The organism is Bifidobacterium sp. LH_743, assembly GCF_056355775.1.
In genome coordinates this window covers 1-16256 of the sequence record NZ_JBKESZ010000002.1, presented here as the reverse complement: position 1 = coordinate 16256, position 16256 = coordinate 1, and the positions used below count along the sequence as shown (strand labels likewise).

Below are 16256 nucleotides of genomic sequence, written 5' to 3'. Positions count from 1 at the left end.
GTCACGCGTCGAATGTGAAGATTTTTCCGTTCACGAAGAGAACGCCGGAATCGCGATGCCAAGTTGGCATCTCACGATTCCGGTGTTTCATTCCGTCTATGTGGGCTCCTGTCAAAGGACCATCAGTACACGGTGAATCCGTGCGCCTGGAACTGCTCGACCACACGCTGCTTCATCGCGGCCGAAGGCCCCTTCTGGTCATCCAACGGATATGGGATTCCCAGCATGTGCCATTTCGGACGTCCAAGCTGGTGGAAGGGCAGCACGTCGATATGTTCCACGGCGTCGCCGAAGGTCTCGCAGATCTTCGCCACGTTCTCGACATTCTCCTCGGATGAGGTGAGGCCCGGCACGAGCACGAACCGCACCCAGATCTTCTTGCCCGCCTTGGCGAGACGCTGTCCGAAATCGATGGTCGGCTGCAGGATTCCGCCGGTCACCTTATGGTATGTCTCCTCGTCGCCGGATTTGACGTCGAGAAGGCACAGGTCGATGTCGTCCACCATCTCGTCGGTGTAGCTCTCGCCAAGGAAACCGGACGTGTCGAGACACGTGTGCACGCCCATCTGCTTGGCCGCGTGGAACACGCGGGACACAAATGCGGGCTGCATCATGGATTCGCCGCCGGAGAAGGTGATGCCGCCTCCGGTGGCTTTGAACAGGTCGGCGTAGCGTTCGATCTTCTTGATCATGGCTTCGTAGTACACAGGCTTGCCGTCGCGCATCTTCCAGGTGTCCGGGTTCTGACAGAATTGGCATCGCAACGGGCAGCCACTCATGAAAACGGTCATACGGGTGCCGGGACCGTCCACAGACGTGTTGATGTCCCACGAATGGACAAATCCGATGTCGCCGCTTTTCAGCGCTTGGATGCGGTCCAGACGGTCCAGACCAATCGGGGATTCGAATCCCGACAGGCCTCCCATCAAAGTCTGCTTGGCGTATTCCTTGGAATCCCTCAGCATATGCCTGGTCGTGGTACGGAATATGGGTTCAGGCATCGATATCCCCTTTCATCATCCTTCCCATCCTATCGAAAAAAGAGGGACGGAGCATAAGCTCCGCCCCTTGCCTTCATCGCCGTCTCATACGGCGGCAATCATCCGTCCGATAGGACCGTCAGTCGACGACAGCGCCCTGATGGAACGTACGGGAAATCACGTCGAGCTGCTGTTCCTTGGTGAGCTTGACGAAGTTCACCGCGTAGCCGGAGACGCGCACGGTCAGGTGCGGATACTTCTCCGGATGCTCGACGGCGTCCTCAAGCTGCTCCTTGCGCAGCACGTTGATGTTGGCGTGATACAGGCCGTGGCCATTGCCGGCATCCAGGATGCCCACCAGGTTGCTGATGCGCTCGTCCTCGTCGCGACCCAGGCCATCAGGAGTGATGGTGTTGGTCAGCGAGATGCCGTCAAGCGCGTCGTTGTAGTCGATCTTGCCGACCGAGAACATGGACGGCAGCATGCCGTGGGAGTCCATGCCGTTCTCCGGGTTGGCGCCCGGAGCGTACGGGGTGCCCTTCTTATGGCCAGACGGGAAGGCGCCGGTAGCCTTGCCGTATTCCACGTTGGAGGTGATGGTCAGGATGGACTGGGTCGGAACGGCGTCGCGGTACACCGGCAGACGCTTGACCTGGCCCATGACGGTGGAGACGACCCACTTGGCGATGTCGTCGGCGCGGTCATCATCATTGCCGTAAATCGGGAAGTCGCCTTCGGTGCGGTAGCCGACGATCAGATCGTCGTCCGCGCCTTCGACGTACTCGTTCTCATGGCCCGGAGTGGTCTTGGCATCCTTGTTGTAGATCGGGTAGACCTTGGCGTACTTGCATGCGGACAGGGAGTCGGCCGCGATGGACAGGCCGGACATGCCGCAGCCGAGGGTGCGGTAGACCTCCTTATCGTGCAGGGCCATCTCGATGGACTCGTATGCGTACTTATCGTGCATGTAATGGATGATGTTCAACGCCATCACATAGGTCTCGGACAGCCATTCGAGGGCCTTCTCGTAGTTGGCCTTGACCTTCTCGTAGCTCAGGGTGCCGTCGGCTTCCGGCTTGATCGGGTCGATCACGCCCTTGTCGATGACCTGCATGCCGGTCATCTCGTCGCGGCCGCCGTTGATGGCGTACAGCAGGGCCTTGGCGGAGTTCACACGAGCGGCGAAGAACTGCATCTGCTTGCCCACGCGCATCGGGGAGACGCAGCATGCGATGGCGGCATCATCGCCCCAATGGGAGCGGATTTCCTTGTCGGACTCGTACTGGATGGCCGAGGTATCGATGGAGATCCTGGCGCAGAAGCGCTTGTAGGCTTCCGGCAGCTTCGGATCCCAGAAGATGGTGATGTTCGGCTCCGGGCCGGGTCCGAGATGCTCGAGGGTCAGCGTGTTGAGCAGACGGAACGAGGTCTTGGTGACCATAGTGCGGCCGTCATCGCCGAAGCCCGCATCGGACCAAGTCGCCCAGTACGGATCGCCAGAGAAGATGGCGTCATAGTCCTTGGTACGCAGGAAGCGCACGATGCGCAGCTTCATGACCAAGTTGTCGATGATCTCCTGGGCGTCGGTCTCGGTAATCTTGCCGGCCTTGAGGTCACGCTCGAAGTAGATGTCGAAGAAATTGGAGACACGGCCGAAGGACATGGCGGCGCCATCCTGGCTCTTGATGGAGGCGAGGTAACCCATGTAGGTCCACTGTACGGCCTCCTGCGCGGTCTGCGCTGGGCGGGACAGGTCAAGACCATACTCGTTGCCGAGGTTGATCAGCTGCTTCAGGGCCTTGATCTGCTCGTCATGCTCCTCACGGAAGCGAATCCAATGCTCGATCTCCGGCTCGGTGAAGTCGTTGCGGTACGGGATGGAGTCCTTGTCACGCTGCTTGAACTTGATCAGGGTGTTCACGCCGTACAGCGCCACACGACGATAGTCGCCGATGATGCGGCCACGGCCGTAGGCATCCGGCAGACCGGTGAGAATCTTGTTGTGGCGGGCAAGCTTGATCTGCTTGGTGTAGACGCCGAAGACGCCGTCGTTGTGGGTCTTGCGGTACTTGGTGAAGATCTTCTTGATCTGCGGATCGGGCTCCTTGCCGGCCTCCTTGATGGCCTGCTCGACCATACGCCAGCCGCCGTTCGGCATCATGGCGCGCTTGCAGGGCACGTCAGTCTGCAGGCCGACGATCACATTGTCGACTTCCGGGGAGTCGATGTAGCCCGCCGGGAAAGCATCGATGCCGGCCGGGGTGTGGGTGTCCACGTCGTAGACGCGCTGCTTGCGCTCCACGGCCAGATAATTGTCATCGAGATACTTCCACAGGTGCTTGGTCTTCTCGGTGGCATCCGCCAGGAAGGACTCATCGCCCTCATATGGCGTGTAGTTCTTCTGAATGAAGTCACGGACATCGATGTCCTTCTGCCAGTTGCCCTCAGCGAAACCTTCCCAAGCCTTAGCCTCAAGTTCTTCCTGGGAGACCGCCGTTGCATCAACTGCTGCCATTTCCACTCCTTCTGGGTGTTTGGTTGGCGACGCATCGTTACGTCGTCGCTACCTTTTGATTGTAATGGCCGGCGTCTGTGAAAAACATGAAAGCCACACCTGAAATTAGTGACATAAATCACAATCAGGCGTGGCTTTCATTCGTGAATCGACACTGGGTCAGTTTTCGGAGGACGAGCCGGAGCCACCGGACCAGCGTTTCCATTCGCGGTCCTGCTCCTCCCATTTGAGGTTGCGCTCCTGCACGATCTTCCACGCGTCGAGCGCGTCCTCACGGGTCCTGTACGGCCCCATGCGGTGGCTTGCCGGAGAGATCATGCCCAGTTCCGGCTGCTCCGTGACCGTGTTGAAATACCACTGCTTTTCCATTTACGGTCTTCATCCCTTCCTGCAATCACGGCCCGTCCATCCGGTCCGCGGCCGAATGTCTTGCTTGCGTGTGTTTCGTCTTACTCGCGGAACGCGTTGGTCACCGGCAGACGGCGGTCGCGGCCGAACGCCAACGCCGTCACCTTCGGGCCAAGCGGATACTGGCGACGCTTCCATTCGGCGCGGTCCACCAGTCGCATGACCGTGTCCACGGTGGCCTCGTCGAAGCCGTCGGCAAGCAGATCGGCCCGACCGTGCGCATGCTCGATATACATCGCCAGCACCTGGTCGAGCAGCGCGTACTCCGGCAGGGAATCGGAATCCTTCTGACCGGGACGCAGCTCAGCGGATGGCGCCTTCTCGATCGAATTGACAGGGATCATCACGCCGTCCGGCAGAGGAACGCCAGCGCTCCCCTGCTCGTTGCCCACGATGTGGAGTCCCCCGATGCCCATGCCGGCGGCCGCGGCCTTGTTGCGCCAACGGGAGATCTCCCACACGCGGGTCTTGAGCAGATCCTTGATCGGTGCATAGCCGCCGACCGCATCACCGTAGATCGTGGAATAACCGCAGGCCAGTTCCGACTTGTTGCCGGTAGCCACGGCCAGAAGCCCCTTGGAATTCGAATAAGCCATGACGATCACGCCTCGAATGCGCGCCTGCAGGTTCTCGGCGGCGACCCCTTCCAATTTCAGCTGGTGCTGGAAGGAGACGAACAGCGGCTCGATGGGCTGGATGTCGTAATGCGCGCCGATGTTGCGCGCCAGATCTGCGGCGTCATCCTTGGAACCGTCGGACGAGTACATGCTCGGCATGGAGATGCCATACACGTTCTCGCCGCCCACGGCGTCGGCGGCCATGGCTGCGACAAGCGCGGAGTCGATGCCTCCGGACAGGCCTAGGCACACGCCCTTGAAATGGTTCTTGGCCATGTAGTCCTTCAGCCCCAGCACGCAGGCGGTGTACACCTCCTCGTCCGGATCCGGCTTGTCCACAATCACGCCGACCGTCTGATGTTCGGCGGATGTGTCCAAATCGAAGAAGCTCAGGTCCTCCATGAACATCGGCGAGCGCTCGAGCAGGGTGCCGTCGGAGTCCACGACGAAGCTTCCGCCGTCGAAGACGAGGTCGTCCTGGCCGCCCACTTGGTTGAGGTAGATCATCGGCGCGCGCACTTCGGCAGCGCGTCTCACGGCGAGGTCGAATCGCGTATCGGTCTTGCCTTCCTCGTATGGCGAGCCGTTCATGGTGAGCAGCAGGTCGATGTTCTCCTTGGCGAGTTCGGCCACGGGGCCTCCGTCCTGCCAGATGTCCTCGCAGATGGCTACGCCGATGCGGGCTCCGTCCACGTCGAGCACCATGGACTTGTTGCCGGGGCTGAAGATGCGGAATTCGTCGAATACGCCGTAGTTGGGCAGGAAGTGCTTGTCGTAGCCGGCCCAGACGACGCCGTTGTGCAGTACGACGAGACGATTGCGTGGTTTGGATGTCTCGCGGTCGGTGCCCACGGTGCCGACCACCACGTACAGTCCGTCGAGTCCGTCGGCGGCCAGTTCGGTGGCGAGCCAGTTGGCCTTGTCCCAAGCGGCCTTGCGGAAGGTGGCTCTCAGTGCAAGGTCCTCGATGGGGTATCCGGTCAGTGTCATTTCCGGGAAAACGACCACTTTCGCGCCTTGTTGCGCGGCGCGATGCGCGTATTGCATGACCTTGTCGGCGTTGGAGTCGAGGTCTCCAACGCAGGTGTCGATCTGGGCGAGTGCGAAACGAATGTCTGTCATATCTGCCTAGCTTACCGTTGGTTTGTTGGACGTTTGTTTTTTGCGATTGCGTCCGTCCGCGATCATGGAACGCGGACGGACGCGAGATGCGTCATGAGAGTTCGTTGAGTACCGTCAATGCCGCGTTGGCGTAGAATTCCACGCCGGTCTGCAATGATTCGTCGAGTCCGACGAAGTGCGGGCTGTGCCAGTCGGGGCAGCCTTCCTCACCGTTGGAGCCGATGAAGGCGAACACCGGCAGGGTGACGGGCATGAAATCGCAGAAGTCCTCCCCCGCCATCGACGGGCGGATGGGTTCGAGCTGCGCGTAGTCGCGTACGCTGTCGGCGACGATTTTGGACAGTTCAGTGTCGGAGACGAGCGGATTCTGGAAGTCATCCCAGTCGACGTCGGCAGTGATGCCATATCCGGAGGCGATGGATTGGACCTGCTGTTTGAAGCGCTTCTCGACCAGCTCACCGTCGGATTTGTGGAAATAGCGTACCGTGCCTTGGAAACTCGCTTTGTCGGGCACGACGTTCCACACGTGGCCTCCGTGCAGTTCGGTGATGGACAGCACGAGCGGATGGAATGGCGAGACGTTGCGGCTCACGATGGTCTGCAATGCGAGAATCATCGTAGCGAGCGCCTCGATCGGTCCGGTTCCCTTATGCGGATAGCCGGCATGGGTGCCGGTAGCATGCAAGGTGACGTGGAATTTCACGCAGCCAGCCATCATCGGTTCGGGGCCGACCGCGATCTGCCCCGGCGCGTAGTTCGGATTGTTGTGCGCGCCGATGGCAGCGGATACGTCGGCGAGCAGACCTGCGTCGACCATGGATTTGGCGCCGAGTCCGAGCTCCTCCGCCGGCTGGAACAGCAGTTTGATGGAACCCTTGATGCGCTTGCGATGCTTGGCGAGCCAGAACGCCGCGCCGAGCATGTACGACATGTGCAGGTCGTGGCCGCATCCGTGCATGACGCCGTCGTTGACGGATGAGAACGGCAGACCGGTGTCCTCTTGGATGGGCAGGCCGTCGATGTCGGCGCGCAATGCGATGCGCGGTCCCGGCTGTTCGCCGCGGATCAGGCCGACCACGCCGGTTTCCAGCGGATTGTTGAGCACTTCGATGTCATGCGCGCGCAACAGTTTTTCGATGTAGGCGCTTGTCTCGTATTCCTTGAAGCTGCGTTCGGGGTGCGCGTGCAGGTAGTGTCGGATTTCGATGATCTCCGGCGTGATCTCGATATGTTCGCTCATGGTTGTCGATTGTAGGCATATGCGGACGTTTTTCCTATTTTCGTGTCCGCTGTTCCATGTCGTCGACGGCGTTTCCTCTTATCCTCCCGTAAGCTGGATGGTGGTCTGACACGGTATTCATTAGGGAGGCTGGCATGGGATCGGACATCAGGGCGGCGTTTTTTGATATCGACGGCACGTTGACGAGTTTCGTCACGCATGTGGTGCCGCAGTCAACCATCGACGCGCTGCACGCGTTGCAGGAGAAGGGCGTGAAGGTGTTCATTTGTTCGGGCCGCGCACCCTCTTACATGGGTGTGGTGCTGGACACCATTCCCGTGCGTTTCGACGGCATCGTGGGTCTCAACGGTCAATACTGCACCACTCGCGACGGCCTGAGCTATCAGCATCCTATCGACCAGGCCGACGTGGAGATCATTACCTCCTGGCTGGAGGAGCATACCGACGTGATCGCCAACTATGCGGAAAGCGACTACGGGTATTTCAACCGGACCAACGCAACGTTGGAAAGCACGTGGGACAGTCTCGGCAAAACCGCGCCGAAAATCGATGTCCATGACCCGCGCGAACGTATCGGCTCTCATCGCACGTTCCAGATCAGCCCGTATATCGACAGGGATACGGAAGCACGCATCTCCTCCCTGTGCGGCAATGTGCGCGGCGTGCGATGGCATCCTGCTTTCACCGACCTGATTCCCGCGGATGGAGGCAAGGCGGTCGGTATGCAGGTCGTGCTTGAGCATTTCGGCTGGTCGAAGGACAATGCGATCGCGTTCGGCGACGGCGGCAATGACGTGGACATGTTGCGCTATGCCGGCATCGGTGTGGCGATGGGCAATGCGACGGACGAGCCAAAGTCGGTGGCGGATTACGTCACCGATAATGTCGACGACGCCGGCATCGCGAACGCGCTCAGGCATTTCGACATCCTGTAAAAGGCGTACCGCAGAATTTTTCTTCCGATTTGAAGCTGCGAATCTCGCAAGTTCCTACGGTTCTCGCACACTCTATAAGTAATTCCGATAGTCGGGCGCCGTGTTGCCGGTGAGGTTTCCTCTATATTGGTCAATCGTTGGCCCGCAAGCATACAGACGTACGGGCCGTAAGACGATTCGAGAGAGGAACTCAACCATGCATAGCAAGAAGATTCTCGGCGCTCTGCTCGCCGTCACCACCCTCGCGACCTTCGGTCTGGCCGGCTGCGGCAACTCCGATTCGAATGGAGCCTCCTCCAAGGAAGACGACAAGACCATCACCGTGGCCGCCTCCCCTACCCCGCACGCGGAAATTCTGAACAAGGCCGTCAAGCCGCTCGTTGAGAAGGACGGATACAAGCTGGTAGTCAAGGAATTCACCGACTATGTGCAACCGAACACCGCCACTGAAGAGGGTGAAGTCGACGCGAATTACTTCCAGCACAAGCCGTATCTCGACAACTTCAACAAGGAAAAGGGCACCCATCTGGTGTCCGTGGAAGGCATCCACTTCGAGCCGTTCGGCCTGTACCCGGGCAAGACCAAGACCCTGGACGATCTTCAGGACGGCGCTACTGTGGCCGTGCCGAACGACGCCACCAACGAGGCGCGTGCCCTCCTGCTCCTGCAGGATGCCGGACTGATCAAGCTGAAGAATCCGAAGGACATCAACACCACGCCGAAAGACATCACCTCCAATCCGAAGAACCTGCAGTTCAAGGAGCTTGAGGCCGCTGTCGTGCCGACCGTCATCAAGGACGTCGACATCGCAGCCCTGAATGGCAACTATGCCATCCAGGCGGGCTTCGACCCGACAAAGGACACGTTGGCCACCGAGAAGGCCGGCGGTTTGGCCGCGAAGACCTACCAGAACATCCTGGTGGTCAAGAAGGGCAACGAGAACACCGCCAAGACCAAGGAGCTCAAGAAGGCCCTGAAGTCCGACGAGGTCCGCGATTACATCAACAAGAACTACAAGGGTGCCGTGGTTCCGGTCTTCTAAGGCCGACCGCTCCGGCTGCCGATTAATTCAATGCCGCAGGATAACATGTCCTGCGGCATTCTTGCTATGAACCATGAAAACAGGAACAGGACATTATGACGATTCAGATCGACCATCTGCATAAAAGCTACGGCAGCGGTGCCGAAGCGCATGAGGTGCTGCACGACATCAACCTGACCATCGATTCGGGTGAGGTGTTCGGCATCCTCGGCTCCTCCGGCGCGGGCAAATCCACGCTGGTGCGCTGCATCAACCTGCTGGAGCGGCCCACATCCGGCAAGGTGCTCATCGACGGCAGGGACATCACCGACGTGAAAGGCAAGGATCTGGCGGGCGTGCGCGCTGGAATCGGCATGATCTTCCAGAATTTCAGCCTGTTCCAGCAGCGCACCGTGCTGCGCAACGTCGCGTTCCCGCTTGAACTCAACCACACGCCGAAAGCCAAGCGTGAGGAGCGCGCCCGATACCTGCTCGACCTGGTCGGACTGGCCGATCTTGCCGACCGGTATCCCAGCCAGCTTTCCGGCGGCCAGCAGCAGCGCGTCGCCATCGCACGCGCGTTGGCCAACAATCCGTCCATCATGCTGTGCGATGAGGCCACCAGCGCGCTCGACACCACCACCACGGCGCAGATTCTCGACCTGCTGCGACGCATCAATCGCGAGCTCAACGTGACGCTGGTCATCATCACGCACTCCCTGTCGGTGGCACGTAACATCTGCGACCGAGTGGCCATGATCGACGGCGGCCGAATCGTGGAGATGGGCGACACCGAGGAACTGTTCGCCAATCCGCAAAGCGACATTCTGAAGACGTTGATAGCCGACGCGAAGGTGGAAAGCCACCGTCATAGGCACGATTCCACCGCATCCGACGGGCAGGCGGATACGCGGACCAAGGAAGAGGTGAAGTGAAATGGGACAGGTTATCTCGCAATTCATCGCCGAATATGGCGAACTGCTGGCCGAAGGCGTGCGCGACACGATCATCATGACCGCCGTCGCGACGCTGCTGGCGTATGTGATCGGCCTACCGATCGGCGTGCTGCTCATCACTTCCGCGAAGAAGGGCATCCGCCCTAACGCGCCGCTCAACACCGTGCTCGGCTGGATCGTGAACATAGTGCGATCCATCCCGTTCATCATCCTGCTGGTGGCCATCATCCCGTTGACGAGGCTGATCGTAGGCACCTCGCTCGGCGTGCCGGGCGCCATCGTGCCACTGGTCCTCACCGCCGCGCCGTTCGTGGCCCGCGTGGTGGAACAATCGCTCGCCGAAGTGGACGGCAGCTTGGTGGAAGCCGCGCAAAGCTTCGGCGCCAGCAATCTGCAGATCGTGTTCAAAGTGCTGCTGTTCGAAAGCCTGCCTTCGCTGATCCGCGGCGCCGCACTGACGTTCATCACCCTGTTCGGCTTCTCCGCCATGGCCGGTACCGTTGGTGCGGGCGGCTTGGGCGACATCGCCATCCGCTACGGCTACCAGCGCTACCAGTACGATGTGATGACCGCGGCCGTGATACTGTGCGTCATCCTCGTGCAGATCGTGCAGACCATCGGCGACGTGGTGTCCAACCGCATCGACCATCACGAACGCTGAGACATTCCACCGAACGTCCAATCACAAAAGAATCGGGTCCAGACACAATCCGTCTGGACCCGATTTCCATATAAGACCATATACGGCCGGAAATGTTACTTGTTGAGTTCGGCCTTGACCAGACCGGCCAGCTTGCCTCCATCGATGGTCTTGCCCTCAAGCGCGGCACGGGCCGCCTTGATGACACGGCCCATATCCTTGGGACCTGCCGGTTGCACTTCCGCCATGGCATCGGCGACGGCCTTGTCGTAATCCTCGTCGGTGGCGCCCGCCGGAAGGAAGGTCTCCAGGAAATCCGCTTCGGCGGTTTCAGGAGCAGCCTTATCGGTCAGTCCCTTATCCTCATACAGCTTGGCCGTTTCACGACGGGTCTTGACGCCCTTCTGGATGACTTTCAGCACCTCTTCGTCGGTGGCCTCATGACCGTTGGCGATTTCCATGTTCTGAATGTCCGCGAGCGTCAGGTTGATCGGATTGAGCTTCGCCTTGTCCTTGGCCTTCATCGCGGCGATCTTGGCCTTCTTCAACGTATCCTTCATCGACATGTTCATTCCTCTTTTCCGAATCGTTCGGCACACGTCTTTATACCACAATAGTCACCAGACGCCCTCCGCAAACGGAAACCGTCAGCGTTCCAGCAGATCGTGGATGCGATCGGTCAGCTCGCGATGCGTCGACGAACGCATCGAAGGGAACGCCCGAAGCAGACGGACCTGCTGACGGCTCAACGCACGACGCACATGCTCCTTGGTGAGTCTGTCCAACGCGGCAGGCTTGTCTTTTCGTCCGACCGTACGAATATCGGCGATTGTGCCGTCGATACGCTCGCGGGTCTGGTCAAGACGTTCCTGAGCGGACCGCTGGGCCTGCGCAAGACGATGCTCCATGCGCGCGTTCGCCTCGGCCATATCGTCGTTCGCCTTGTCGATCGCCTCCAGACGCCCGGCCTTGACGTCCTCGCCGAGCCGCGCGAGCCTGTTGTCCATGTCGGCCATGCCCATGGTGCTGGCCAGCCAGTCGACGAACGCTACGGCCAGGAGACCCCAGGCCGCGATATGGAGCCACGGTTGGGGTATGGTGGCGGTGAGTTGCGCCAGCCAGGGTTGTACGACCAGTTTGACCAGCGTGGCGCCCGCGCCGAACGCCAGGAATCCGTTCAAATAGACGCGACCGTTGATGTTGAACGGTTTATCGGTGTAATCCCAAAGCCGAATGTGGAACATGCGCTCGTACTGCCACGACACCACGTATTCCAAGGTGCAGGCGATGACGCCGCTTCCTAGAAACAACGCCACCGGATTGGTCACGTCGTGCAGCAGCAGTATCACCAGCAGCGCGCCGTTGCCGTAGATCGGGCAGATCGGGCCGTTCAGCGCGCCTCGATCCACCCACTTGTGCTTCAGCACCAGGTTGAGCCCGGTCTCCCACACCCAGCCGATGCAGGAGTAGCACATCCACCACAGGACCACCTGTTCCGCAAGATTCAGCAAACCCATACGACGACCTTACGTTCCCGGCACGCATTTTCCAACTCGCATCATAAAAATCCTTCACAGGCGGCCCACCCGATCCCAAGCCAGTGAGGCATAACCATGCGTCATCGGAGAAACCGATGACAACCATCGGATAATCCCATTTGATTGATACTTTCAACAGGTGTTCAATATGAAGGCATGAGAGAGTTCTGTACGAAATGGTGGAATCGCATCACCACCACCGATATGTTGCTCATCGCAGCTCTGACCTTGGCCATCTCCTTCATCGGATCCTGGCTCAAGCAGTTCCCCGGGTTCTCGCTGTTCGGCGCGTTGATCATCGCACTGATCATCGGCATGATCATCCAGTTCCCGATCCGAGGCATATATGTGAAGACCAGCGCCAAACGCGCGGCCGGGGTGAAGGACGCCGCCGGCCTGATCTCCAACAAACTATTGCGTCTGGGCATCATCCTGCTTGGCTTTAAGCTCAACCTACAGATGCTGTTCACCCAAGGTGTTAAATGCCTGCCCATCGCAGCCGTGATCGTGACCCTGACCATTGTAGTCACCTATCTGCTGGCCCGCGCGTTCAAGGTCAGCCCGATGCTGGCCATCCTGACCGCCGGCGGCACCGGCATCTGCGGCGCGGCCGCCGTGATGGGTCTAGCCGGCTCCATCACCGTAGGCGAAGACCAGCAACAGGAGAAGGAAGATGACGTGGTGATGGCCGTGGCCACCGTGGCCATCATGGGCACCATCTTCGCGTTGATCGAAATCACCGTCTTCCCGCTGTTCGGTATGTCCCCCACGCAGCAGGGTGTGGCCGCGGGCGCCACGTTGCATGAAATCGCCCATGCGGTCGCCGTCGGCGGCGCGTTCGGCGACACAGCCCTGAACATGGCCACCATCATGAAGTTGAGCCGTGTGCTCATGCTGGTGTTTGCCGCAATCATCATCGCCATCTGGTGGGATAAGGCCAAGGACACTGCCTCCACCGGCGGCAAGCGCAAAATCACCTTCCCCTACTTCATGCTCGGCTTCATCGCCGCGTCGGTCCTCGGCACCTACGTGCCGTTCCTGAACGCCATCGCCGCGAATCTGGTGGACGTGTCCTACACCATACTCGGCATGGCCATGGCCGCGCTCGGCATCAACGTGAATTTCAAAGCCATCGCCGCCAAGGGCCTGCCGGCTTTTGCCGCCAGCTTCATCACCTCGGTGCTGCTCATGTTCTTCGGCGTCGGTATCGCCTTCCTGTTCTTCTGATCGAAACAAGTCGTACACCGTTCCGCAACGGTGATTTTTATCCGCAATCGACGAATCACAAGCCTCCCGTACCTGCGGGAGGCTTGTCGTATATGGACCGGCAGCGTTTTGCTCGACTCGTCATCGATCCCGTCACCGCCAACCACGGCACAAGACCGAGCTTGTGGCACCTGTCCATGGCGCCCGCGCCGGCACAATAACGAGAGCCATACATTCTCCCCCAGTCTCAAGCCCATGAGACACTTAAGACCATGACTACAGTTATCATGCGCACCTCGCATGATAACCGTGATCGACTGTTTTTGGCTTTATTCCGAGGTTTTCTGTCCTTGGGAAACCTGTCGGTCACGCTCATTTTCCACGAGGCACCTACAGGCACCCGAAAATAATCCGGGAACGTTCCATTGAAGCCTAGTATCTTCGCCAGCCGGCGCCGCTCACAATTCCCCGCATTGCAGGTAACACCCGGGGAGAAAACACATTGACCACGTCAGCATCATGGATACGACCGGTGAGGCGGGATATCGCCCGTCGCCTCAAGACCTGCATCAAGGTCGTTCGCGTCACGCAACGACAACCTGCCGAAATACTTCAACAAGTCACCATCGCCAAACCAGAAACGCTGCGAGCATCTCGCCACGGATGGCTTGTATAGCCCCTCCTGACGCCAATCAAGCAACGGCACGTCACCCGGACCGTTCCATGTCGTCACACTGGTCACCTTGACGACGATACCCGAGACCTGATCGCCCTCAACCCTGGTGACGATGACAGGTCTGACCTTGCCCACGCCGGGATGATCGGGGAACTCGACGCGCATCAGCCACACGTCGTATACTTCCGGCTCACGCATGATCATAGATGTCATCCGCCGGATCGTCCCACTCCTGAGGCAACACGATGTTGCCCGTGCTCTTCGAGCGCTCGAACCGATACGCATCGTGAGCCGGAGGAACCGGATACCCGTCGGATCGGACCGGCCTCAGACTCGGTGTGAACGGCATGCCCTTGTCACGCACCACCTGCCGCAGGCAGATCTCCGTGAACGAGCTCAGGCTCAGACCCATCTGCTCAAGTACGTCCGTCGCCTCGCGCTTGACCTCGGGATCCAACGCAATGGTCGTCCGTTCCTTCACAGCCATAGCAGCCCCCATCCGTGCTTATTACATAAGAATTATGTAAATTATACATAGTTTCGACGCTTAATCACAACCCACTCGACTGCATTTCGCACGCAAGCGACAAGATATGAATTTTTTGGCTCCGCATTTCCCGACTCGATGGGAGATGATGGTATTCATGGCAAAAAGCACTACCACTCACCGGAGTTCAAATCCGCAACCGGTCAGTATCCGGCCTTGATGGCGGTGATGGTAAGCTCGCCGCGGTTCGCGTACCCGAGATCTCAGATATGCAGGAGCGCACAGTGACCTCACTCAGTCCGAGCCGTTTGGCAATGGTCTTGTTCAGCAGCACCTAGACCGAGGTGGTGACGTTTTCTTGGACTCCCTGACCGGGAGGAGAACCCCCTTATGGCTAAATACAGCAGGGAGCAGCGAGACAGGGCCGTGGACCTGTACATCAAATACGAACGCTGCGCCGCCGACGTGATCCGCGAGCTCGGCTATCCCAGCAGGGGCTCGCTGTGGATGTGGCACAAAGACCGGCTCGAGGAGGAGCGCACCGGCGTCCCCTCCAGGCGCGGGGAACGCCACAGGCGCTACAGCGACGAGCAGAAACAGGCCGCGGTGGACCACTACCTCGAATACGGCAGACGGCTCAGCCGCACCATGCGGATGCTGGGATATCCGAAAAGCAAGGAACTGCTCATGGCGTGGATCGACGAGCTCGCGCCCGGCCAACGCAAGCTGAGGCACGGGCCGGTGCCCGAGGAACTGAAGCGGAAGGCGGTGGTCGCGGTCGCGTCCGGACGGCTGAAATCACGTGAGGCGGCCGCCGAGCTGGGCGTGGAGGCGTCCGTCGTGAGAAACTGGAAACGACAGATGCTCGCCGGATCCAAGGAGACGCCCGTGACGAAGGAACGCAAGGGAAAGGCCGGGAACGGGAGGGCCGTCGCGCGGCCCGTGGTCCCGGACGCGCCGACGGCCGCTGGCGGTTCAGGGGACGCGGCCGGCCTGGCGGACGCGGTGGCGTCGCTGGAGAGGAGGCTGGCGGAGACGCGGGCCCGTCTGGACGAGCTGGACGCCGACATCGAACGGCAGCGGCGGGAGAAGAAGGAGCTGGACATCGAGATCGCGATCCGGAAGGGCGCGTTGGAGCTGTTGGGAAAAGAGCCGGGCGCAGACCCGGAAAACCTGACCAACCGCGAGAAGACGCTCCTCGTCAGGACCGTTAGCGAGACGCTGGGCGTGACCGCCAGGAGCCTGCTGCCCGTGGTCGGCATCGCGCGCAGCACCTACCATTACCAGCTCAACGCCATGAAACGTCCCGACAAGGATGCTTCCCTCCTGGAGCTCGTGCGCGAGGCGTTCGAGAACAGCAGACGCCGCTATGGATACAAGCGGATCCACCTGGAGCTGAAAAGCATGGGCGTCAGGGCATCGGCCAAACGGGTCATGCGGCTGATGACCTCGCATGGTCTGGTGCCCCTGTTCAAGAGCGCGAAGCGGTACAGCTCGTACAAGGGCGAGCTGACCAAAGCGCCAGCGAATCTGGTGAACCGCGACTTCCACGCCGAGCGGCCGAACATGCTGTGGGTCACGGACCTCACGGAGTTCTCCATCCCCGCGGGCAAGGCGTACCTGTCGCCCGTGATCGACTGCTACGACGGGCTTCCGGTCGCGTGGACGATCGGAACGAGCCCCAACGCGGCGTTGGCCAACGGCATGCTGTTGGACGCGTGCTCCACGCTCAAGGACGGCGAGAGGCCGATCATCCACAGCGACCGTGGCTGCCACTATAGGTGGCCGGAATGGATCCGCATCTGCAAGGAACACGATCTGACGCGTTCGATGAGCGCGAAGGGATGCAGTCCGGACAACGCGGCCGCGGAGGGGTTCTTCGGCCGTCTCAAGCAGGAGTTCTTCCATAAACGCA

General features: G+C 60.0%; 16 protein-coding genes. 6 read left to right on the top strand and 10 right to left on the bottom strand.

The annotated features are described in order from the left end of the window. Positions 1–122: 122 nt before the first annotated feature. The 5 genes from pflA to AC1ATL_RS03130 form a co-directional block, all read right to left on the bottom strand. A complete protein-coding gene (pflA, locus tag AC1ATL_RS03150) occupies positions 123–1001 on the bottom strand; it encodes a pyruvate formate-lyase-activating protein (RefSeq protein WP_476568400.1) in 879 nt (292 codons plus the stop codon). Between the two features lie 118 nt (positions 1002–1119). Beyond that, positions 1120–3495: a formate C-acetyltransferase gene (gene pflB, locus AC1ATL_RS03145; RefSeq protein WP_476568398.1), complete on the bottom strand. Its 2376-nt coding sequence runs from the start codon at positions 3493–3495 to the stop codon at positions 1120–1122. A gap of 159 nt (positions 3496–3654) precedes the next feature. Next, entirely contained in the window at positions 3655–3864 is a 210-nt protein-coding gene (locus tag AC1ATL_RS03140) for a hypothetical protein (RefSeq protein WP_476568396.1), read from the bottom strand. 80 nt (positions 3865–3944) lie between these two features. Next, positions 3945–5642 carry an NAD+ synthase gene (locus AC1ATL_RS03135; RefSeq protein WP_476568394.1) on the bottom strand — a complete coding sequence of 566 codons (1698 nt, stop codon included), beginning with the start codon at positions 5640–5642 and terminating at the stop codon, positions 3945–3947. A gap of 91 nt (positions 5643–5733) precedes the next feature. After that, positions 5734–6882, bottom strand: coding sequence for a M20 metallopeptidase family protein (locus AC1ATL_RS03130; RefSeq protein WP_476568392.1), 1149 nt, complete (start codon positions 6880–6882; stop codon positions 5734–5736). A 134-nt stretch (positions 6883–7016) separates the two neighbouring features. Here AC1ATL_RS03130 and AC1ATL_RS03125 point away from each other — a divergent pair, with 134 nt between their 5' ends. The 4 genes from AC1ATL_RS03125 to AC1ATL_RS03110 all read left to right on the top strand — a co-directional run bounded on the left by AC1ATL_RS03125 (position 7017) and on the right by AC1ATL_RS03110 (position 10455). Continuing rightward, positions 7017–7817: a Cof-type HAD-IIB family hydrolase gene (locus tag AC1ATL_RS03125; protein WP_476568390.1), complete on the top strand. Its 801-nt coding sequence runs from the start codon at positions 7017–7019 to the stop codon at positions 7815–7817. Between the two features lie 196 nt (positions 7818–8013). Continuing rightward, on the top strand, positions 8014–8859 hold the full coding sequence (locus tag AC1ATL_RS03120) for a MetQ/NlpA family ABC transporter substrate-binding protein (RefSeq protein WP_476568388.1): 846 nt from the start codon (positions 8014–8016) through the stop codon (positions 8857–8859). Positions 8860–8954: 95 nt separating this feature from the next. Next, positions 8955–9773, top strand: coding sequence for a methionine ABC transporter ATP-binding protein (locus AC1ATL_RS03115; protein WP_432623946.1), 819 nt, complete (start codon positions 8955–8957; stop codon positions 9771–9773). Between the two features lies 1 nt (position 9774). Next, positions 9775–10455 (top strand): methionine ABC transporter permease, encoded by a 681-nt coding sequence (locus AC1ATL_RS03110; RefSeq protein WP_432623945.1) that lies wholly within the window; start codon positions 9775–9777, stop codon positions 10453–10455. A gap of 95 nt (positions 10456–10550) precedes the next feature. Here the strand turns inward: AC1ATL_RS03110 and AC1ATL_RS03105 are convergent, their stop codons facing one another. Both AC1ATL_RS03105 and AC1ATL_RS03100 read right to left on the bottom strand, forming a co-directional pair. Further along, positions 10551–11000, bottom strand: a complete 450-nt coding sequence (locus AC1ATL_RS03105) for a GatB/YqeY domain-containing protein (protein ID WP_432623944.1) — start codon at positions 10998–11000, stop codon at positions 10551–10553. An 81-nt stretch (positions 11001–11081) separates the two neighbouring features. Beyond that, positions 11082–11951, bottom strand: a complete 870-nt coding sequence (locus AC1ATL_RS03100) for a putative ABC transporter permease (protein ID WP_432623943.1) — start codon at positions 11949–11951, stop codon at positions 11082–11084. A 177-nt stretch (positions 11952–12128) separates the two neighbouring features. On the opposite strand from AC1ATL_RS03100, the gene AC1ATL_RS03095 reads away from it, so the two are divergent. Further along, positions 12129–13199, top strand: a complete 1071-nt coding sequence (locus AC1ATL_RS03095) for a YeiH family protein (RefSeq protein WP_476568384.1) — start codon at positions 12129–12131, stop codon at positions 13197–13199. Between the two features lie 496 nt (positions 13200–13695). Here the strand turns inward: AC1ATL_RS03095 and AC1ATL_RS03090 are convergent, their stop codons facing one another. The 3 genes from AC1ATL_RS03090 to AC1ATL_RS03080 all read right to left on the bottom strand — a co-directional run bounded on the left by AC1ATL_RS03090 (position 13696) and on the right by AC1ATL_RS03080 (position 14675). Beyond that, positions 13696–14067, bottom strand: coding sequence for a type II toxin-antitoxin system PemK/MazF family toxin (locus AC1ATL_RS03090; RefSeq protein WP_476568382.1), 372 nt, complete (start codon positions 14065–14067; stop codon positions 13696–13698). Beyond that, a complete protein-coding gene (locus AC1ATL_RS03085; protein ID WP_476568380.1) occupies positions 14045–14341 on the bottom strand; it encodes a type II toxin-antitoxin system RelB/DinJ family antitoxin in 297 nt (98 codons plus the stop codon). Before AC1ATL_RS03085 ends, AC1ATL_RS03090 begins: the two co-directional genes overlap by 23 nt. A gap of 187 nt (positions 14342–14528) precedes the next feature. Next, complete coding sequence (locus AC1ATL_RS03080) at positions 14529–14675, bottom strand: helix-turn-helix domain-containing protein (RefSeq protein ID WP_432623939.1); 147 nt, start codon at positions 14673–14675, stop codon at positions 14529–14531. Between the two features lie 56 nt (positions 14676–14731). Between AC1ATL_RS03080 and AC1ATL_RS03075 the strand changes: the two genes are divergently transcribed. Next, a partial coding sequence (locus AC1ATL_RS03075) for an IS3 family transposase (protein ID WP_476568377.1) occupies positions 14732–16256 on the top strand: 1525 nt, incomplete at its 3' end.